Origin of the sequence: Sphingomonas adhaesiva, from assembly GCF_002374855.1 — a bacterium.
Lineage (GTDB): Bacteria > Pseudomonadota > Alphaproteobacteria > Sphingomonadales > Sphingomonadaceae > Sphingomonas > Sphingomonas adhaesiva.
Map to the genome: position 1 here is coordinate 294,255 of NZ_NWVC01000002.1, position 19,604 is coordinate 313,858.

18 protein-coding genes are annotated in these 19,604 nt (G+C 69.5%); 10 read left to right on the plus strand and 8 right to left on the minus strand.

What is annotated here, in order from left to right:
- Nucleotides 1-22 precede the first annotated feature (22 nt).
- Nucleotides 23-883, plus strand: a complete 861-nt coding sequence (locus COA07_RS05905) for an outer membrane protein (RefSeq protein ID WP_066708052.1) — start codon at nt 23-25, stop codon at nt 881-883.
- A 45-nt stretch (nt 884-928) separates the two neighbouring features.
- On the opposite strand, the gene COA07_RS05910 is transcribed toward COA07_RS05905, so the two are convergent.
- A complete protein-coding gene (locus COA07_RS05910; protein ID WP_245842034.1) occupies nt 929-1,657 on the minus strand; it encodes a TorF family putative porin in 729 nt (242 codons plus the stop codon).
- A 14-nt stretch (nt 1,658-1,671) separates the two neighbouring features.
- A complete protein-coding gene (locus COA07_RS05915; protein ID WP_066708046.1) occupies nt 1,672-2,106 on the minus strand; it encodes a hypothetical protein in 435 nt (144 codons plus the stop codon).
- Nucleotides 2,107-2,253: 147 nt separating this feature from the next.
- Between COA07_RS05915 and COA07_RS05920 the strand changes: the two genes are divergently transcribed.
- Genes COA07_RS05920 through COA07_RS05930 form a run of 3 tightly spaced genes read left to right on the plus strand, consistent with a single transcriptional unit; the run spans nt 2,254 to nt 4,944 of the window.
- On the plus strand, nt 2,254-3,561 hold the full coding sequence (locus tag COA07_RS05920; protein WP_066708043.1) for a M20/M25/M40 family metallo-hydrolase: 1,308 nt from the start codon (nt 2,254-2,256) through the stop codon (nt 3,559-3,561).
- A gap of 58 nt (nt 3,562-3,619) precedes the next feature.
- Nucleotides 3,620-4,234, plus strand: coding sequence for a flavodoxin family protein (locus COA07_RS05925; protein ID WP_066708040.1), 615 nt, complete (start codon nt 3,620-3,622; stop codon nt 4,232-4,234).
- A gap of 47 nt (nt 4,235-4,281) precedes the next feature.
- Complete coding sequence (locus COA07_RS05930) at nt 4,282-4,944, plus strand: TetR/AcrR family transcriptional regulator (protein WP_066708036.1); 663 nt, start codon at nt 4,282-4,284, stop codon at nt 4,942-4,944.
- A gap of 2 nt (nt 4,945-4,946) precedes the next feature.
- Here COA07_RS05930 and COA07_RS05935 read toward each other — a convergent pair whose 3' ends face one another.
- Nucleotides 4,947-6,029: a GNAT family N-acetyltransferase gene (locus COA07_RS05935; RefSeq protein WP_066708033.1), complete on the minus strand. Its 1,083-nt coding sequence runs from the start codon at nt 6,027-6,029 to the stop codon at nt 4,947-4,949.
- Between the two features lie 73 nt (nt 6,030-6,102).
- Here COA07_RS05935 and COA07_RS05940 point away from each other — a divergent pair, with 73 nt between their 5' ends.
- Nucleotides 6,103-6,552: a DUF2721 domain-containing protein gene (locus tag COA07_RS05940; RefSeq protein ID WP_066708030.1), complete on the plus strand. Its 450-nt coding sequence runs from the start codon at nt 6,103-6,105 to the stop codon at nt 6,550-6,552.
- 16 nt (nt 6,553-6,568) lie between these two features.
- Nucleotides 6,569-7,741 (plus strand): MBL fold metallo-hydrolase, encoded by a 1,173-nt coding sequence (locus tag COA07_RS05945; RefSeq protein WP_066708027.1) that lies wholly within the window; start codon nt 6,569-6,571, stop codon nt 7,739-7,741.
- 17 nt (nt 7,742-7,758) lie between these two features.
- On the opposite strand, the gene COA07_RS05950 is transcribed toward COA07_RS05945, so the two are convergent.
- Complete coding sequence (locus COA07_RS05950) at nt 7,759-8,886, minus strand: zinc-binding dehydrogenase (protein WP_066708024.1); 1,128 nt, start codon at nt 8,884-8,886, stop codon at nt 7,759-7,761.
- 100 nt (nt 8,887-8,986) lie between these two features.
- Between COA07_RS05950 and COA07_RS05955 the strand changes: the two genes are divergently transcribed.
- Nucleotides 8,987-9,811: an arylamine N-acetyltransferase family protein gene (locus tag COA07_RS05955; protein WP_066708021.1), complete on the plus strand. Its 825-nt coding sequence runs from the start codon at nt 8,987-8,989 to the stop codon at nt 9,809-9,811.
- Here COA07_RS05955 and COA07_RS05960 read toward each other — a convergent pair.
- A complete protein-coding gene (locus tag COA07_RS05960) occupies nt 9,808-10,803 on the minus strand; it encodes a TauD/TfdA family dioxygenase (protein ID WP_066708013.1) in 996 nt (331 codons plus the stop codon). The genes COA07_RS05955 and COA07_RS05960 overlap by 4 nt on opposite strands.
- 45 nt (nt 10,804-10,848) lie before the next feature.
- On the opposite strand from COA07_RS05960, the gene COA07_RS05965 reads away from it, so the two are divergent.
- Complete coding sequence (locus tag COA07_RS05965; protein WP_066708010.1) at nt 10,849-11,820, plus strand: hypothetical protein; 972 nt, start codon at nt 10,849-10,851, stop codon at nt 11,818-11,820.
- On the opposite strand, the gene COA07_RS05970 is transcribed toward COA07_RS05965, so the two are convergent.
- A complete protein-coding gene (locus COA07_RS05970; protein WP_245842035.1) occupies nt 11,817-13,082 on the minus strand; it encodes an aspartyl/asparaginyl beta-hydroxylase domain-containing protein in 1,266 nt (421 codons plus the stop codon). The genes COA07_RS05965 and COA07_RS05970 overlap by 4 nt on opposite strands.
- 88 nt (nt 13,083-13,170) lie before the next feature.
- On the opposite strand from COA07_RS05970, the gene COA07_RS05975 reads away from it, so the two are divergent.
- The gene (locus COA07_RS05975; protein ID WP_066708061.1) at nt 13,171-14,202 is read left to right on the plus strand and encodes a hypothetical protein; all 1,032 of its coding nucleotides are present in this window, start codon (nt 13,171-13,173) and stop codon (nt 14,200-14,202) included.
- A gap of 7 nt (nt 14,203-14,209) precedes the next feature.
- Here COA07_RS05975 and COA07_RS05980 read toward each other — a convergent pair whose 3' ends face one another.
- Nucleotides 14,210-14,473 (minus strand): hypothetical protein, encoded by a 264-nt coding sequence (locus tag COA07_RS05980; RefSeq protein WP_141396481.1) that lies wholly within the window; start codon nt 14,471-14,473, stop codon nt 14,210-14,212.
- Between the two features lie 62 nt (nt 14,474-14,535).
- Between COA07_RS05980 and COA07_RS05985 the strand changes: the two genes are divergently transcribed.
- The gene (locus COA07_RS05985) at nt 14,536-16,185 is read left to right on the plus strand and encodes a tetratricopeptide repeat-containing sulfotransferase family protein (protein WP_066708002.1); all 1,650 of its coding nucleotides are present in this window, start codon (nt 14,536-14,538) and stop codon (nt 16,183-16,185) included.
- A gap of 171 nt (nt 16,186-16,356) precedes the next feature.
- Here the strand turns inward: COA07_RS05985 and COA07_RS05990 are convergent, their stop codons facing one another.
- Nucleotides 16,357-19,497 (minus strand): TonB-dependent receptor domain-containing protein, encoded by a 3,141-nt coding sequence (locus tag COA07_RS05990; RefSeq protein ID WP_066708000.1) that lies wholly within the window; start codon nt 19,495-19,497, stop codon nt 16,357-16,359.
- Between the last annotated feature and the right edge of the window lie 107 nt (nt 19,498-19,604).

The window sequence follows — 19,604 nt, forward strand, 5'->3', positions numbered from 1 at the left end:
CATATTCAGGGAGTTGTGACGTATGAAGGCGTATCTTCTGGCCGCCGCCGCGCTGTTGACCGCTACCCCGGCGCTCGCGCAGGAAATGAGCAACGGCGATCCGTCGGTCAGCAAGGGCTTCTCGGGCATCTATGTCGGCGGTGCCGGCGGGTACGACGTCCAGCCCAACGACGGCGGCTCGCGCATCCTGTTCGACCGCAACCTCGACGGCAATTTCAACGACACCGTGCTGAACGCGGCCGGCGCCAACGCCTTTGGCCCGGGCTTCTGCGGCGGCGGGGTCAGCGGGTCGCTAGGGCCGAACAACGGCGGCAACGGCTGCCGCAAGGATCGCGACAGCTGGGCCTATTATGGGCGCGTCGGCATCGACCAGCAGATGGGCGCGCTTGTCGTCGGCGTGGTCGGTGAATTCGGCAAGTCGGAGATCAACGACAGCGTCACCGCCTTCTCCGGCACCCCGGCCAGCTACACCATGTACCGCGACATCGCCTGGGAAGCGGGCATCCGTGCGCGCGCCGGCTTCACCCCGAACAATTCGACGCTGTTCTACGGCACGTTCGGTCCGGGCTATGCGCGGATCAACCGCGAGTTTTCGACCACCAACACCGCCAACACCTTCACCGGGCGTGGTGATCGCAACCAGTTCGGTATCCAGGGCGGCGGCGGCATCGAGCAGCGGTTCGGCGACCACTTCTCGATCGGGATGGAATATCTCTATCACCAGTATCGCGACGACGATTATCGCGTCCGCGTCGGCGGCCCGGCCGGCACCCCGTTTACCAATGCGGCGAACGGCGGGACGGTGAACGGCACCGACCTGCGCCGGTCGGACCAGCAGTTCCGCTGGCACAGCCTGCGCGCCACGGCGGCGTTCCGCTTCTGACGATGAACGGGCGGCTTCCGGATCGGAAGCCGCCCCTTCTCATTGTTAGAAACTGACGCCCACGCTCGCCGCCAGTCGATCCCCGGCATGCCGTAGAGCGGCAAAAGGCGATGCGGCGACACCGCCATCGTCGATATCTGTGCCGGTATATTCCAGCGCCAGCGTCAACGGCCCCACGACATATTGCGCGCCCAGCGACCAGTCGGCGTAGCGCCCTGCCGGCCGTAAACGTGCCGCGCGTATCGGATCGTCCACCGTCCCGCTCGACCGCCCCACCGCGGCGGTCATCGTCACCGGGGTTGCCGGAATGCCCACGCGTCCCCGCAGCGAGAGGTACAGGTTGTCGCCCCCGATCGCGGTCTGCGCCGGAGCGTACCGCGCCTCCGCCGAAACCTGCGCCGGTCCCAGCGAGTAGCTGGCATCGGCACCCCCCTCGACATAATCGAGCGCCCCCGCGCCGCCGGTGAACAGATGCGCCGTTCCGAACAGGTCCAGGCGGATCGGGCCCGCGTCGCGGCTGTATCCCAGCGTGGGTTCCACCACCGCTTCGGCGCCGCCGTGCCGCGGATCGCCGCGCGTCGCCAGCGCGCGGACGCCGACATCGAACCCGGCGGGCAGATCCACCCGCGCCCAAGCGGCGGGTGCGGCCCGTCCGTCGCTCCAGCTGATCCCGCGCCGCCGTTCGTCCGTTGCGATCTCGACGCCGGCGTGCGGTGACACCTGCGCCGCCGCCGGCCATGCCGCCGCGCCCGACAGCGCGGCAGCCACCATCATGCGAAACCGCATCCTCAACCGCGCGTGCGATCGTGCGCGGCATCCAGTTCGGCCAGCATCGCGGCCTGATCGCGCTCGGCGACCGCCAGCAGATGGTCGCGCACCGCGCCGCTCTTCGCCGCGATCTCCTGCGCGATCGCGCCGCGCTGGGCATCGCACCAGCCGGGGCGCGTGCCGCTGATCGGTGCGTCGGCGCTGATACGGCGCGTCAGGACATGGCCGGCGGCGTGACGCGCCTCACGGTGGACGTCCACCGACGCCGTCCAGGTGCAGCGCAGCGACGACGGGCGGCCCGGCGCGCCGGCGGTGCCGACCTGGCGATGCTGGACCGCCACGTCGCTGCGATAGGTCACGTCGACGCGCTGGCCGCGATGATCCATCTGCACCTGATGCGTTTCGGGGGCGAGCGGGGAGCCGAGCAGCAGCCCGGCAGCGATGATGAAGCTCATGAGCATTCTCCTTCTGCGGTGCCCCGAGCCATCCTGCCCGGTGGCCCCTTCGACATATGCCGGCCCGCCCGGGCCGCAACCGCATCGCGACAAGCCGAAACATATCATTACATTGGCGTCACGGGCGCGGCGCGCTACGCATGCCGGATGAGCCGCTTCCTCGCCCCCGCCGCGCTTCTTGCCGCCTGTCTCGCCACGCCCGGCGTCGCCGCCGGCCTTTCCCCGGCGGAGGCGCGGATGAAGGCCGCGATCGCCGCCGACGCCACGCGGAACGAGGCGCTGCTGGAACGGCTGGTGCTCCAGAATTCGGGCACGCTCAACCTGTCCGGCGTGACGAAGGTGGGGGAGATGATGCGCGCCGAACTGGCGCCGCTGGGGTTCGACGTCCGCTGGGTCGACATGAAGGACACCGGCCGCGCCGGGCATCTGATCGCCACCCACAAGGGCGACGGCCGCGGTCGTCGCGTGCTGCTGATCGGGCATCTCGACACGGTGTTCGAACCCGACAGCCGCTTCACCGGCTTTCGCCGCGACGGCACGCGCGCGATCGGCCCGGGCGTGGGCGACGACAAGGGCGGCATGGTGGTGATCGTCGCGGCACTGCGCGCGATGCAGGCGGCCGGCACGCTGAAGGGCGCGGACGTCATGGTGGTGCTGACCGGGGACGAGGAACGCAGCGGCAAGCCGCTGTCGCGGTCGCGCGCCGATCTGGTCGCGGCGGGCAAATGGGCCGATGTCGCGCTGGAATATGAAGGGCTGGCAGTCACCCCGGACGGTGACGCGGGGACGGTCGCCCGGCGCGGCGCCAGCGACTGGGAACTGGTGACCACCGGCGTTCCCGGCCATTCGGGCGGGGTGTTCGGCGCGGAACTGGGCTATGGCGCCAATTACGAGCTGGCGCGCATCCTCGACGGGTTCCGCCGCGAACTGCCTGAGGCCAACCTGACCGCCAATGTCGGCGTGCTGGCGGGCGGGACGCCGGCCGGCTTCGTCGGCGACAGCTTCACCGCCACCGCATCGGGCAAGACCAATATCGTCGCCGAACGCGCGGTGGCGCGCGGCGACCTTCGCGCGCTAACGCCCGCGCAGGAGGCGGCGGCCCGTGCGAAGATGCAGGCGATCGTGGCGCAGCATCTGCCGCGCACCGGCGCCACCCTGACGTTCAACGAAGGCTATCCGCCGATGGCGCCGACCGCGGGCAATCGCGCGCTGCTGGCGCGGCTCAACGCGGTCAACCGCGACCTGGGGCTGCCCGCCATGCCCGAATATGATCCGGCGAAGCGCGGCGCGGCCGACTCCAGCTTCGTCGCCGCCGATGCGGACACGATCGGCGGGATGGGCGCGGCGGGCGGCGGCGCACACGCCGATGGCGAATGGGTCGACCTGCCCAGCATCCAGCGCCAGGGACTGCGCAGCGCGATCCTCATCAGCCGGCTGGCAGCGGAGCGGCGCTGACGCACGGACAGAAGCGGCGATCGGCGCGTTGTCGCGGCTCCTCACACGGGAGTTTCCCATGACATTGCGTGCGCTTGCCCTCAATTGTTCGCTCAAGGCCGATCCCGGCGCCACGTCGTCGACCGATGCGATGCTGCAGGTGGTCACCGACGCCCTGGCGCAGCACGGTGTCACCACTGACGCGCCCGTGCGGATCGCCGCGATGAACATCAAGCCGGGCGTCACCAGCGACGAAGGCGACGGCGACGAATGGCCCGAGGTGCGCCGCCGGATTATGGACGCCGACATCCTGATCCTCGGCGGCCCGATCTGGATGGGACAGCTCGGCAGCGTCGCCAAGCGCGTGATGGAGCGGATGGACGCCTTCCTCAGCGAAACCGACGACGAAGGACGTCTGCCCAGCTACGGCAAGGTCGCGGTGTGTGCGATCGTCGGGAACGAGGACGGCGCGCATATCTCCAGCGCGCAGATGTTCCAGGCGCTCAACGACGTCGGCTTCACCATCCCCGCGATGGGTGCGGTATATTGGGTGGGCGAGGCCTATGGCTCGACCGATTTCAAGGATCTGCCCGAAACCCCCGAGAAGGTGTCGAAGACCGCTGCGATGCTGGCCACCAACGCCGCGCATCTTGCCCGCCTGCTGAAGAACGAGGGTTATCCCGCCGCATCCTGATCGCGGATGCTTGCCGGGGCGCGGGATTTCGCCGATGCTGAACGGCTATGACCGCGCCCCGTCCCTCCTCCCCCGCCACCCGCGGCGGTGCGACCCGCAACGAGCTGAAGCGCGCCGCGCGGCGGCTGTTCGCCGAACGCGGCATCGCGGCGGTGGGCATGCGCGAGGTGGTCGAGGCCGCGGGGCAGCGCAACGCCGCCGCGGTCCATTATTATTTCGGCAGCAAGGACGACCTGCTGCGCGAACTGCTGATCGACGGCGCGGATTTGATCGAGGCACGGCGAAAGGAACTGATCGACGCCGCCGAGCGCAAGGGCGCGGCGATGACGCTGCGCGATCTGGTGGACGCGATCGTCCTGCCCAATGTCGAGTTGCGCGGCGAAACGGGGGAGGAGGAAACCTATTTCCGCTTCATCGTGAACGTCCAGAACGAGCGGCGCGAACTGTTCCGCGACACGGTGCCCGAACATTCCGACAGCTATCGCCGCTACGTCGAGCACGTCCGCCGGCTGCTCGCGCCGCTGCCGGTCGTGCTCGCCAACCAGCGCGTGCTGTTCGCGGGGCTGGCGATGCAGACGCTGGTCGCCGCGCGCGAAGCGGCGCTCGACCGCTCCGACAATCGCGATCATCATTTCTGGAGCCGGCCGGACGCGCTGACCGGGATCATCGATGCGATGGAGGCGATCCTGCGCAACCCGGCGACGGCCTGACGCTATCGACCAGCGAGCGCGCTTCGCACCAGCGGCGCGCAGCGCGCGACAAGGCCGGGACGCAGCAACAGCCAGTCGCGGATCGCCGGCCCCTCGCTCGCGCCGATCACGCGCTTGTAGCCGCTGTCGCCTGCGCCCCAGTCGACCCGCTCGATCCCGCGCTCCATCGCCTCCATCAGGTTGCGGTAATAGAGCAGCTTGCCCGGCGAATGCTTCGCGAAGGCGGGGTCGTAGCTGTTGGCGATCGCATATTTGGTCGCACCCGCATCAAGATCGAACGAGAAGGCCGCGGGCGCGCCATCGACGTACAGCAAGGCGGCATGGAACATCGCGGCGATGACCGGATCGCTCGCCGCCGCGCGGAAGAACGCGCCATGGCCGGTGCGGGTGAACTTGGCGTCGCGGCCGTCGGTCCGGTCCGCGATCCAGCTGCGCTCCTCCACCATCGCCATGGCGTCGAACACCGCCGGCCAGTCGTCCTTCCGGGCGAACCGCCAGTCGAGCGTGCCGTGACCGGCGAGATGCTTTTCGTGGAAACGGTTCTTGCGCAGGGTCGACCCGCGCGGCCACTGCCCCTCCTCGCGCGCCGCCGCCATGTCCAGCAGGAAGCTGTCCGCCACCGGCCGCGTCACCACGCCCCAGCCGGCGGCGCGCGCCCGCGCCAGCAACCGTTCCAGCCCCGGATCGCCGTCATAGACCGGCCCGATTCGCAGCGCCCGTACCGTCCACGCCAGCGCACCCAGCGCAGCATCCACCGCCTCCGCGCTGGCTGTCGCGGCGACGGGGATGCTGCGGAACGGCCAATAGCATCCCGGCACCGCGCCGATGCCGGCCCAGCGCGGTCCCGCCGCGACGATCGGGATGGCGAGCATGGCGGCCCCGCCCTGCGTCGCCACGATCGTGCGCGCTGGTCCGCCGTAGGCGTCCACCGCAGCGGCAAACCATTGACGACGCAGGAAGCGGTGCGTGTCGGGCGCCGCGGCGGCCACTGCGTCGATCGTGTCGGGCAAACCCGCGACGCACGTCGCCACCGCGCGACCGGGCGCGGCGTTCAGATCATCGGTCGGCCACGCGGCATTGGTCATGCCACCGCACCTAGCGCGAGGCCGTTACCAACCGGTTGTGCGCAGCCGCCGCGCGCGGCAGGAAGGATACGCCATGGACTATAGCCCCGCCCTCCCCACGATCGTCGAGGCGATCCACGCCTCGGTCAGCCCGGTCTTCATGCTGACCGGGATCGGCGCCCTGCTCAACGTCCTGACCGGGCGGCTGGCGCGCGTCGTCGATCGCGCCCGCCAGCTCGAGGATCGCCACGGCGCACTGGCGGACGGCGATCGCACCCCGGTGGTGCAGGAACTGCGGCTGCTGGCACGGCGCATGGCGGTCATCAACCGCGCGCTGGCGCTGGCGGTGGCCAGCGCGGTCGCGACCTGTGCGGTGGTCGCGATGCTGTTCGTCGGTGCGCTGACGCGATACCGGCTGGCAGAGATCGTCGCGTTCAGCTTCATCGCCGCGATGTCGCTGCTGATCGCCGCCTTCGTCGCCTTCCTGGTGGAGGTGCGGCTGTCGATCCACGCGATCCGCGTGCGCGACGAACTGCTGCAATGACGGTCATGGAACGCGCATGATGCGGGTGTTGCGGATCATCGGCACGGCATTGCTGGCGCTGGTCGTCGCCGGCGGTCTGGCGATCACGATCGTCCCGCGCTTTCTGGACCGCATCTATTACGAAGGGCCGGCAAGCGCGCATTTCGACGGCGCACGTTTCTTCAACCCCGATGGCGACGACGACACGTTGCGTCCGCCGGGGAAGACCGGCCGCCGCGGGTTCGTGTGGAGCTACCTGACCGGCAGCGACGGACGGCCGGCATGGCCCGATCGCGTTCCGGTCCGCACCAGCCGTCCGGCCGCCCGCGTCGCCGGCGACCGGATGCGCGTCACCTGGATCGGCCATGCCACCGTGCTGATCCAGACGCAGGGGCTGAACATCCTCACCGATCCCGTCTTCGGCGATCGCGCCGGCCCGTTCGGGCTGGGGCCGCGCCGCGTCGCGGCGCCCGGTATCACCTTCGACGACCTGCCGCGCATCGACGTCGTGCTGGTCAGCCACAACCATTACGATCACCTCGAACTCGCGACGCTGCGCCGCCTGTGGCAGCGCGACCGGCCGACGATCGTCACCAGCCTGGGCAATGACGGCGTGATCGCACAGAGCGGGGCACGGGCGGTGGCGCTCGACTGGGGGCGACGGCTTGCGCTCCGGCCGGGCATCACGGTCGCGGTGACCCGCAACCATCATTGGGGCAGCCGCTGGTTCGCGGATCGCAACCGGGCGTTGTGGTCCAGCTTCGTCGTGACGCTGCCGTCGGGGGGCAATATCTTCTTCGCGGGCGACACCGGCTTCGGCGACGGCAACTGGCCGCGTGAGGCCGCCGCGCTCGGCCCGATCCGCTTCGCGATGATCCCGATCGGCGCGTTCCGCTTCGCGCCCGGCCAGATGGCGTCTGGCGCGCATATCGGCCCCGCCGATGCCGCACTGGTCGACCAGCGGCTGGGCGCCGCGCACGCGCTGCCGATTCACTGGGGCACGTTCCGGCTGAGCTATGAGGCCTATCGTACGCCCCCGGCGCTGCTGGCGCTTGCCAATGCCTGCGCGGGCAACGCCGGCTTTTCCCCCGCCCCGATCGGCGTGGCGCAGGATGTTCCGGTCTATCGCGCCCCCGCCGCGCGGCCGATGATGACGCGCGCGGCGATGCTGCGCTGTCTCGATACCCCGGCGGCCCGCGCGCTGCGCTGACCGCCGGGACGCAGCCGTCAGCGCGTCGGGTCGATCAGATACTTCTCGCCGGTCGCCTTCTTTTCATAGGCGCGCAGCACGTCGGGGTTCAGCGCCTCGGCCAGCCCGATCGTCGCGGTATAGCCGCTGGCGAACGTCGTGGTCAGCTCGTCGATGACGCGCTGGCGCATCCGCCCCACCACCTCGCGCCCGGCCTTCTGCATGAACGGCGTCAGCAGGAAGCCGGACACGCTCCACTGAAAGCCGAACGCCAGCCGGTTGAGCGTCGTCGGCGCCAGATCGAGCGCGCCGTAGATGTACAGCTGCTTGAACGTGTTCGATCCGTAGCGGCTGTATTCGGTCATCGTGCGGTTGGCGGCCTGCTCCATCGCCTGCATGATGTCGCTACCCAGCGATCCGCCGCCGATCGCGTCGAACGCGATCGTCGCGCCGGTCTCGACGATCGCGTCGACCAGCCGCGTGCGGAAATCCTCCGCCTTGCTGTTGAGAACATGGGTCGCGCCGATATCGCGCAGGATCTTCTCCTGCGCGTCGCTGCGCACGATGTTCACCAGCGGCACGCCGTCCTTAAGGCAGATCTTCTGCAGCATCTGCCCCAGGTTCGACGCCGCGGCGGTGTGGACGATCGCCTTGTGCCCCTCCATCCGCATCGTCTCGACGAAGGCGAGCGCAGTCAGCGGGTTGACGAACATCGCCGCGCCATCCGCGGCACTGGCGCCATCGGGCAGCGGCACGACGTCGCGCGCCTTCAGCGTGCGATACTGGGCGTACATCGCGCCGCCCATCATCCCCACCTTGCGCCCGACCAGCGCCTGCGCCTCGTCACCCGCGGCGATCACCGTGCCCGCGCCCTCGTTGCCGACCGGCAGCGACTGGCCGATGCGCGCGCGCACCCCGCCCATCCGCTCGCGCGGCACCTGGAAGGTCAGCACCGGGCGCTCCGCCGTCCCCGACGCGGTCAGCGACGCGACGTCCGCCGGGCCGAGCAGCAGCCCCAGATCCGACGGATTGATCGGCGCCGCCTCGACGCGCACCACCACCTCGTCCGCCGCGGGCGCACCGTGCGTCACTTCCTCCAGGCTGAGCGTCAGCTGACCTTCGGCATCCACCGCCGACCGCAGTTCCAAACCCGTCACGTCGCTCATCCTCGCCTCCTTCAATGGTTTACGCCGGGATGGCGATGCATGGCGGCACGGTCAACCGCGATGGTTCTCATCGGCGGACGAACAGGCTACCGCGGGCGCCATGTTCGACCTCGACGCCTATATCGCCCGCATCGAATTGCCCGCACTGCCGACCCGCGACGCCGCCGGCCTGTCGCGCCTGCAATGGCAGCACCGGCTGCGCATCCCATTCGAGAACCTCGACGTGCGGCTGGGCCGCGCGATCGCGATCGACAGCGCGTCGGTCGCGGCAAAGCTCGTCGGGGCGCGGCGCGGCGGCTATTGCTTCGAACACAATCGCCTGTTCCTCGATGCGCTGGCGGCGCTGGGGTTCGACGCGCGGCCGCTGCTGGCGCGCGTGTGGCTGGGCGCGACGGCGGTGCCGCCGCTGACCCACACGCTGGCGCTGGTGACGATCGACGGCGGGCGCTGGATCGCCGACGCGGGCTTCGGCGGCAGCTACACCCCCGTCCTCCCGCTCGCCGACGGGGCGGAGGCGACCGCACCGGACGGCGCGCGCTTCCGGCTGGTGCGCGACGATCCGCGCGCGGGCGACGGCGGCTGGATGCTGCTGCGCGACGGCGACCCGGCAGCCACCGACGGGCGCGACACCGGCGACGGCTGGCGACCGCAATACAGCTTCACGCTGGACATGGTGCATGACGGCGATCTGGCGATGGGCAACCACTGGTCCGCCACCGCCCCCACCAGCCGCTTCACCCGGCACAATGTGGTCAGCATCGTCCTGCCGCACGGCTTCGCCAGCCTGACCGACCGCACCTATCGCCGCCGCGCCGCCGACACGACCGCTGAGGGGGAGATCACCGATCCGCGCGTCTACCGGATGCGGCTGGGCCTGATGTTCGGGATCGAGCTGACGAAGGATGAGGTGGCGGGGCTGTTCTAGGCGCCGCTGCCTGCCTGTTCGCGCAGGCGCGGATGGTCGGGCGGCAGCGGCGGGGCGAAATCCTCGCGCCGCCAGATCGCGTCGCGCGGCTCCTCCGGATCGGGGATCGCGAAGTCGACATAGCCGAAATAGGTCGCGATCAACCGCTCGCCCGGATCGACGATCGCGGTGCGCCCGTGCAGGAAACGGGTGTTGTCGAGCATCACAACGTCGCCATTGCGCCATTCGACCGGCACCGCCAGCCGATCGCCCGCCGCCTTGATCGCCTGAAGCCAGGCCTCGGGCACCGGATGGCCGTCGTCGAGAACGGGGTGATCGGGTCGCCCGTTGTTGAACCGCGCAAACAGCAGGAAATTGCCGAACGCCGGCGCATCGGTGAACATCGGCCGGTGCAGCGCCGGGCGGGTGAAGGCGCGCACGATCATCCCGTTGGGCAGCCGCCGGAAGAAATACGGGCATTCGGGCGGGGGTGCCGCCAGCCGCGCGTCGTCCGGCGTCGGCGTGCCCAGCCAATAGTCCAGCAGCGCCGGCCAGGTCGGCTTGATGTACAACAGCCGTCGCGGCGCCAGCGCCTCACGCACCGCGGCCGGCATTTCGCGCACCAGCGCGACGCCGTCGCAGATCGTCGTCTTCCCGCCGCGGCTGGGCGCCGACAGGCAGCAGAAGAACGCCGCGTCCGGCTTCCACGGCTCGCGCGACAATTCGGGGTGCAGCGCGAACGCGCCCGTCCCGCCGTCGACGGTGTGGATGTTCGCCGCCTCGTCGATCGGGCGGCGCCCGGGGCTTTCGTTGACCACCGCGGTCCGGCAGAAACGCTTCGCGAAACCGCGGAACGCCGCGACATCGGCGCCGAACCCGCGCAGCAGCAGCGCGCCGTGCGCGCGGTACAGATCGACGATCGTTTCGCGATCGAGCTGGTCGAGCGTCTCCCCCGCTTCGGCTTCGATCAGTACCTGCGGGCGGCCGGCAACGGGAAGGGACACATGCGCCATGTCCGCGGCATAGCCGCACCGCCACGGTCAGGCTATACCCCGGCCATGTCGATGACCCTCGCCGATCTGATCGCCTCGCCCGACCATTATCTTCAGCGGTTCGAGGGGCGGGACGCGGTGTTCGTGCCGATGGACCGGGGCGCCTATCACCGCTCGATCTTCCTCGATGCGCGGATCGACCCGGCCGCGCCGCGCGACATGCGCGTGCCGGCCGCGATGCTGCTGCCCGCCGCACCGCGCGCGCTGCCCAGCGCCTGGATCTTTCACGTCGCCCATTGCGGGTCGACGTTGCTGGCACGCGCGCTGGATGCGCTGGACGGCGCGCTGGTGCTGCGCGAACCGCAGGCGCTGCGTCAGATGGCGCTCGACCCGGACGATGCCGGATTACAGTTGGTGCTGGGCATGGCGACGCGCCGCTATCGCGCCGATGCGCCGACGCTGGTGAAGGCGAATGTGCCGGTCAATTTCTTGCTGCCGCGCATGTGGCCGGTACTGGGCGCGGCGCGCGCGATCCTGCTGCATCTGCCGCTGCGCGACTATCTACTCGCGATCCTGCGCAGCGACCAGCATCGCGACTGGCTGCGCCGGGTCACCACCCAGCTGGCGCCGCATCTGGGCGTGCTTGAGGGCCGGTCGGACGCGCATCGCGCCGCGATCCTGTGGAACGCGCAGATGCGCGCCTTCGCCGATGCCCTTGCCGCCCGCCCGGATGATCTGCGCTCACTGGATGCCGAAACGTTCTTCGCCGATCCCGCCCCGGTGCTGATTGCCGCCGCCACGCACCTTCGCCTGCCGCTGGACCAGGCCGCGATCGCACAGATCGTCGCCGGGCCGCTGTTCGCGACCTATTCGAAGAATCCCACCGTCGCGTTCGACAACGACGCGCGGCTGGCGCGCCGCACCGAACTGGAACACGCCCTTGCCGCCGAACTGGCGGAGGCGCAGGATGTCGCGGGCGCCCATGGCGACGACGCTGCGGTACGCACAGTGATCGGCGCGGCGCTCGACGTCGGCTAGTCGCCGATACCCAGCCGCAGTCCCGGCTGCGCCTCGATCCCGGTCGCGGTGAAGAAGCGGCGCAGATAGTCGCGCTCCTCCGGCATGATATGCGGATTCCACACGTCCAGGATCAGGATCGCGCGCGGCTGGTCCGACCGGTTCCACGCCTCATGCTCGATCGTGTCGTCGAACACCCAGGCGCACCCTTCCTCCCACACGCGCGTCTCGCCACCGACGCGAAAACCGCAATCGGCCGGCACGACCAGCGGCAGGTGGACGATCGCCCGCACGTTGCTGACCCCGGTATGCGCCGGCAGATGCGTCCCCGGCTTCAGGATCGAGAAGAACACCGTCGGCGTGCGCCCCGGAAGGTCGGACAGCGGCAGTGCCTCCACCGCGGCCGCCGTCCGCGGCACCCGCGCGCAGACCGCATCGTCACGCCGCCCGTCCTTCCACAGATGCATCGCGCCCCACGCCAGCGATCCGTCAAGCGGCGACCATTTGTTCTCCGGCGTCCCCGGCTTCATCGTGACATAGGGGCGGATCGCGTCGCCGGCATCCCGCCACACCGTCAGGAACTCCTCGCGGATCACCGCGGTCTGCGCTTCCAGCGTGGCCAGCCACGGAAAATGTTCGCGGTCGAAGAATTCGTCGGCGGGCAGGAACGGGAAATGCATCCCCGCGCAATGGTTGGCGTAGATCGCCCGGCGGCCCAGTGCATGGTCGACGCACGCATCCAGCCGCCGCCGCTGCAATGCGGTCAAATCGGATCGCGCAGGTGCCAGCGCGGCCTCCACCCGGCGCGCGAAGGCGGCGGAATGGTCCGCCACGACATCCCGCGCGTGGTTCAGCAACGCATCGGTCCCGGGCGTCCGATCGTCCAGCAGCGGCGCCATCGCCAGCACATGCCCCCATCGCTCGGCCGCCGCCGCCGCCTCGCCGCGCCGCTCATGCCATTCGGCGAGCCGTACCAGTGCCATGAAATGGCGTTGGTCGATCGCCAGCGCACCCTCCAGCGCGTCGCGTTCCCCGGTGTCGTCGTGCTGGTCGCGATGCGCGCGCGCCAGGTTCATCCACAGGTCCGGCGCGTGACCGTCCGCGGCGATCGCGCGGCGGAACAGCGCCGCTGCCGCCGCGGGATCGTTGCGCGCCAGGCACCCCATGCCGAGCGCGTTAAGCGCCAGCGGGTGTTCGACGCCGCCCGCCACCACCCGTTCGAACAGCCGCAGCGCCTCGTCGCGCCGCCCCGCGCCCCGCGCCTCCATGGCAGCGCCCAGCAAGCGATGAACTTCCCCCTGATCCATATTCACAGCCTATATTGCAACGCCACGGGTGGACAATGGCGAAGGCGCTGCGCACACCGCGACGATGACGACGCCCCTGTCTGGTCTGCCCACCGTTCTTGACGCCGGGTGGCTCGCCCATCGCTACGATCCGACGGGCGATGCGGTTCACTTCCTCCCGGTGCCGCGCGAAACCCACCGGCAGGCGACGTTCCTGACCGACGAATATCTTCCCGCCGGGCTGGCACCGCTGGTCCTGCACCGTGGCGACGCGATCGCCTCCGCCATCGCGCCAGCACCGCTGCATTTCATCTTCCACTCGGCGTTCTGCTGCTCGACGCTGCTGGCGCGCGCCTTCGACGTGCCCGGCGCGGCGATGGGGCTGAAGGAGCCGGTGATCTTCAACGACCTGATCGGATGGCGCCGCCGCGGAGATCAGGGGCCGGATATGGCGAGCGTGCTGGACGATATGCTGCGTCTGGTGGCGCGGCCGTTCGCTCCTGGCGAGGCGGTGGTGGTGAAGCCGTCGACGATCGCCAACGCGCTGGCCCCCGCAATCCTGACGCTGCGACCGGCATTGAATGCGCTGCTGCTCCACGCACCGCTGCGCACCTTCCTGACCTCCGTAGCGAAGAAGGAGATCGAGGGGCGGTTGTGGGTGCGCACGTTGCTGACCGGAATGCTCGATGACGGCATGGCGCGGTTCGGATTTTCCACCCGCGAATTGCTGGGCTTCACCGACCTGCAGGTCGCGGCCGTCGGCTGGCTGGGGCAGCACGCGCTGTTCGGCGATCTGGTCACGCGGTTCGGCCCGCAGCGCGTGCGCACGTTCGACAGTGCGACGCTGATGGAGCAGCCGCGCGCGGCGATCGCGGCGATGGCGCACCTGTTCGGCGTGCCGCTGGACGACGCGGCGCTGGAGGCGATCGTCGGCGGTCCGGCCTTCACCCGCCATTCCAAGTTCGGCAATCGCTTCGATGCGGGCAGTCGTGAGAGCGAACACCGCACCGCGGCCGATCATCACGCGCGCGAGATCGACATCGTCATGACGTGGGCCGAACGCACGGCAGAGGCGCTGGGGCTGTCGATGACACCCCCCGCGCCGTTGCTGCCCTGATCGTGGATCAGCAGGCGCCGCCTTCGCCCGCGATGCGGCAACTGTTCGAGCGATCGTTGTTCTGACGGATGTTGGCGCGCTCGCGCTCCCAATCCGCATTCGACTTGCAGGTTTTATAGCTCTTCACCAGCGAGCCGGTCTCGACGAACCGCTTGCACACGATCTTGTCGCGCGCATCCGCGGAGGGGGTCGGCTTGGCCGATGGGACCGGGGCGGCAGGCGCCGCCGCGAGAACTGCGAGGGTCAGCGCGGCGGAAAGCAGGTCGAACATGCGCGATTCCATCGTAAGAGGTGGCAGGACGTCATCGTCAGGCTAAAAGCCATGCCGGTCCTATGTCAAACAAGCTTCCCCGCCGCCCCCGCCCTGCCACCACCGCCGAGCGCGCGCGCGTGCGGGCGCAGGTCGAGCGGGCGCTGGCGGCGAACGACATCGCCGCGGCGGCGCGGATCGCCGAGCGTGCGGTGGCGGCGGGCGATACGGAGCCGATGTATCTCAATCTCGCTGCCTGGCAGCGGGAGGAGGCCGGGGAGTACGCAGCGGCGCTGGACCTGCTCAACCGCGCACTGGCGATCGCGCCGGGGGACGTCCTGATCACGGGCGCGATCGGGGCAGTGCTGCGGAAAGACGGTCGGCTGGGCGAAGCATTGGCGACGCTGGACCGCGTCGTCGCAGCCGAGCCGCGTCACGGTGCGGCATGGCTGGAACGGGGCTACACGTTGGAAGCGATGCGGCTGGAAGCGGCCGCGGGGGACAGTTACCGGCGTGCGGTAGCGGTCGATGCGACCCTTGCACCGGCTTGGGGACGGCTGGCGGACGCCGCCGCGCGACGTGGGGAGGCCGCCGAGGCGCAGCAATTGGCCGAACGGGCGCTGGCGCTGGCGCCGCTCGACCCCAGTGCGACAGCGGCACTGGCGATGATCGCGGTCGAGGCGCGCGACGGGCCGGGCGCGGAGGCACGGCTTCGCCCGCTGCTGCCGGTCGTGCGCGGCGACGATCGCACCCGCACGCTGACGCTGCTGGGCGACGCGCTGGACCGGCAAGGACGCACCGCGGAGGCGTTCGAGGCCTATGACGCGGCGCAGGCCAATTTCCGCGACGTCTATCGCCGCGTGCTGGCCCAGGACGCGGACCGGCCGTCGCATCGCGCGTTCATCGCGCGGATCGCGGAGCAGGTCGCGGCACGCGGCGATGTCGCCCCCGCCCCGCCCCCGCCGGCGATCGAGGGGGCGGCGAAGCGCCACGTCTTCCTGCTCGGCTATCCGCGATCCGGCACCACGCTGGTCGAGAACATCCTGGCAAGCGCGGCGGACGTATCGGCGCTGGAGGAACGCGACACCCTGGCCGCCACCGACGGCGTGCTGCTGCACGACGACGGGACGCTGGCCGATCTGGACGCGATCGGCGAGGAACAGCGTGACGCCTTGCGCGCCGCCTATTGGCAGCGGGTGCGCGGCTATGGCGCCAGCACCGACGGCACGTTCGTCGACATGAACCCGCTGGGCGGCGCGAAGCTGCCGATCATCGCGCAGCTGTTTCCCGATGCGCGCATCCTGGTGATGCGGCGCGACCCGCGCGACGTGGTGCTCAGTTGCTATCGCATCAATTTCACCCCCAGCCCCGCTGCGTGGTGCTTCAGCGACCTGACCGAGGCCGCGCGTCATTACGATGCGCTGATGCGGCTGACCGAGGCGTGCCGCGCGCACCTGCCGCTTGCGTTTCACGAGGTGCGCTACGACCGGCTGGTGACCGATTTCGAGGCGACGGTGCGCGCGATGGCGGCGTTCATCGACCTGCCGTGGACCGACGATTTCCTGCGCTTCGACCGTACCGCGCAGCGGCGCGGCGTCGGCACCGCCAGCGCGACGCAGGTGCGACAGGGGCTGTTCGACGGGCGCGGCCAGTGGCGCCGCTATGCCGAGCAACTCGCGCCGGCGTTGCCGATCCTGGCGCCCTGGATCGAACGCTACGGGTTCGCCGACTAGGCGCAACAGCCGACGCCGTCGGGCACGGCGATCAGATCATACACGCACATGACGATAGGCATGCGCAGCACCCGGTCGGCGCCGCGCGCCCGCGGTCCAGGCACCGGACAATAGAAAAAGGGGGCGGGCCGAAGCCCACCCCCCTCATCAGGTTCGTTGTAGTGACGTGGATCAGAACTTGATCCGCGCACCCACACTGAAGCGGCGGCCCAGCGCGTCGTAGGTCGACGGATAGGTGTTGCCGCTGTTGAACGAGGTCGAACCGACCGTCCCGCCAACGAGCGGCGGATCCTTGTCGAGCAGGTTGGTGACCGTGATGGTGAGGTCGAAGTTGTCGCTCACACCGAAACGGGTAGCCAGATCCAGGTAGTTATACGCCGGGATACGCCCGAAGTTGACGGCCCGCCCTGCCAGCGAACCGCCCGTGAGGGTGCCCGAGAACGTCGTGACACCAGGCTCGACCTTCATGCTGGAGAGGTGGCGCCACAGCAGCGACACGTCGACCTGGCCGAAGGTCAGCGTGGTGCGCTGGTTCCAGCTGAATTCCGGCTGAAGCGAACCGGCGCTCGAGCTGGGACCCGCCGAACCCGGCGAACCGCAGTTCTGGCCATAAAGTCCGACGCACGACAGGATGTTGGACCCCGGCGCTGCCTGGAACCGCGAGCGGTTCGTCCAATTGCCCTGGAAGGTCAGGTTAAGCTTCGTGACACCCAGGTCGCGACGATAGTTGACACCCAGATCGATACCATCGGTCAGGATGTTACCGGCGTTGCTCGGCTGAATGATCAGACCGCGGGTCGTCGCCGGGTCGCCGTCAAGCGCACCGGTCGCCGGGTTACGGGCGATGTTCAAGCACGCCTGGCTGGTGGCGCTGGCGGCGGTGATGCCCGAGCCGGCCCGATCGCCGAAGCACAGGTTGTACGCGGCACCGGCCGTCAGCTGGGAGATCGCGTCGTCGATCTTGATGTTGTAATAGTCGACGCTGATCGACAGACCCGGCACGAACGACGGCTGCAACACGATCCCGGCCACGTAGGAATTCGACGTTTCCGGACGCAGGTTGATGTTGCCACCCGACGTGAAGTTCGCCTGACCCGCCGTCGGGATTTCGATATTCCCGATCGACGCGGCAGGCGCGCCCTGCGCACGGCAGACCGCGGCCAGATTGGCGTTGGTCGTCGGCGCCGCACCCGCGCACGCATCGTACGACAGGTTGGTCAGAGCGGTCGAAACCGGCGAGAACAGCTCACCGATGTTCGGCGCGCGCACCGCACGCTGGTAGTTACCGCGGATGCGTACGCCGTCGACCGGCTCCCAGGTGCCGCCACCCTTGTACGTCCAGGTGTCGTAGCTGGGGTTGCCCGGCGCATCGACCTTGTAAGACGAGTAACGCGCGCCCGCTTCCAGCGTCAGGCTGCGGAACAGCGGCTTGTCGGCGACAAGCGGCAGGATCAGCTCGCCATAGCCTTCCCAGACATCGTAGCTGCCCGAGAAGGTCGGCGCGGCGCCACCGGCACCGCCCAGCTCACCCGGCGTCTGAGCAAGGATATCCGAGTCCTGGCCGGCGGTATACTTGCGATACTCGGTACCCAGCGCAAAGCCGATCGGCTCGCTGGCCCACGGCGACGAGAAGCCGACATCACCCGACAGCAGCGCCCGCGCCTGAGCCAGGCTGGTGCGGTTCGACGAGGTGCTGTTCGCCGTCAGGTAAGCCACCTGATCGGGCGAAATCGATCCCTGCGCACCGAACAGGTTGATCGGAACGCAACCGGTGCCCGCAGCGACGTCCGCACCGCCGGGCGCACCGCCGAGGCAGGTGGTGGTGTTGGTCGCGAACGCAGCCGACCGCACGCGCGAGGTCAGCACGTAGTTGCGAATGGTCTGCGTGTTCTCGGATTCACCGTACGAACCGTTGACGTCCAACGAGATCCGGTCAGTGAGACCGACCTTCACGCCGGCGCGATAGTCGAACAGCGTGGTGACATAGTCCGAAATACGCGAGCCGACTTCCGTCGTGCGGCGGTTGGTCGCCACCGTGAAATAGCGGAAGTTGGGATCGGTGACCGTAGTGGCCGTCGCGGCCGCGGCGCACTGCGCTGCGGTCAGCTGGGCAACCTGCACGCCCTGCGCTGTGAAGGTCGGGTTATTGGCGCAGAACTGAGCGCGCGCGGCGGCCGGCAGGTACGGGTTGGAGAACGGAATCGCCAGGCTCGACCCGAAGATGCCCGACGGCGCGATGATCGTGCTGACGGTGTTCTTCGAGAACATGCCGCGTGCATAGACCTGCACCGTGTCCGACACGTCATAGTGACCCGCACCGTAGATGTTGTAACGGCGGAACGGCACCTGGAAAACGTTGTACGGGTTGAAGTTGAACGGCACCACCGGCGACGTCAGCGCGCCGGTCGTCGGGTTGATCTGACGGTTGCCCGCGATCCGGGTCGGATCACCAGCCGGCGCGAGGCCGGCGAGGCTGAAGCGGGTCGGCACCGTGGTGCCGGAGCCGCCCACCGCACCCGACGTCGAGGTATAGTTGTTGAGCGCGAAATCGCGTGCCCCCTGATAGATCGGGTCCGCGTTCTGGTACCCGACCGACAAGACGACATTGCCGCGCCCGTCCGCCAGGTTCGAGCCGACCGTCAGATCGACGCGCGTCCGCTCACCGTCGCCGCGCTCGGTGATCCCTTCGGAGACATTCAGCTCCATACCCGAAAAGTCGGAGCGGGTGATGAAGTTGATACCGCCCGCAACCGCGTCCGCGCCGTAGGTGGTGGCAGCGCCACCGGTCAGAACGTCGGTACGCTCGATCAGCGCGAGCGGGATGTTATTGAGGTCGACGCGCCCGATCGCGCTGGACGGCGCGATGCGGTTACCGTCGAGCAGCACGACGTTGCGGAAGTTGCCCAGGCCACGAAGGTCGGCGAAGGACGCGCCGCCGTTGCCGTTGTTGACCGACGAACCGATCGACGGAACCGCACCCGGCAGGTCGCGCAGCAGTTCTTCGGCGGTGTTGCGCTGGCGCAGCTGGATTTCTTCCTGGCCGATCACGGACACCGGGCTGGACGAGATCAGGTTCGGGTTGCGGATCAGCGTGCCGGTGACGACGATGTCGCCGGTGCTGTTGTCGCCGGCCGGCGGGGCCGATTCCTGGCTGGAGATGCCGGCGGCGGGCGCCGACGGATCGGTGCTCTGCACGCCCGTCTTGGGCTGGCTGGCCGGATCGGCCGTCTGTGCGAGTGCCGGGTGGGCGATCACCGCCGCACCGACGAGCAGCGTCGATGCGAGCAGGCGCGAACGATAGACGTTCAGCATATAAGTCCCCTTGTAGACGCCGGTTTTCCGGCGCGCTCCCTTGTGTGCCCCGGGCGTGCGTCGCCCGGAATGTCGTTTCGCTATCGCGGCGGACCCCGCGACCGCAA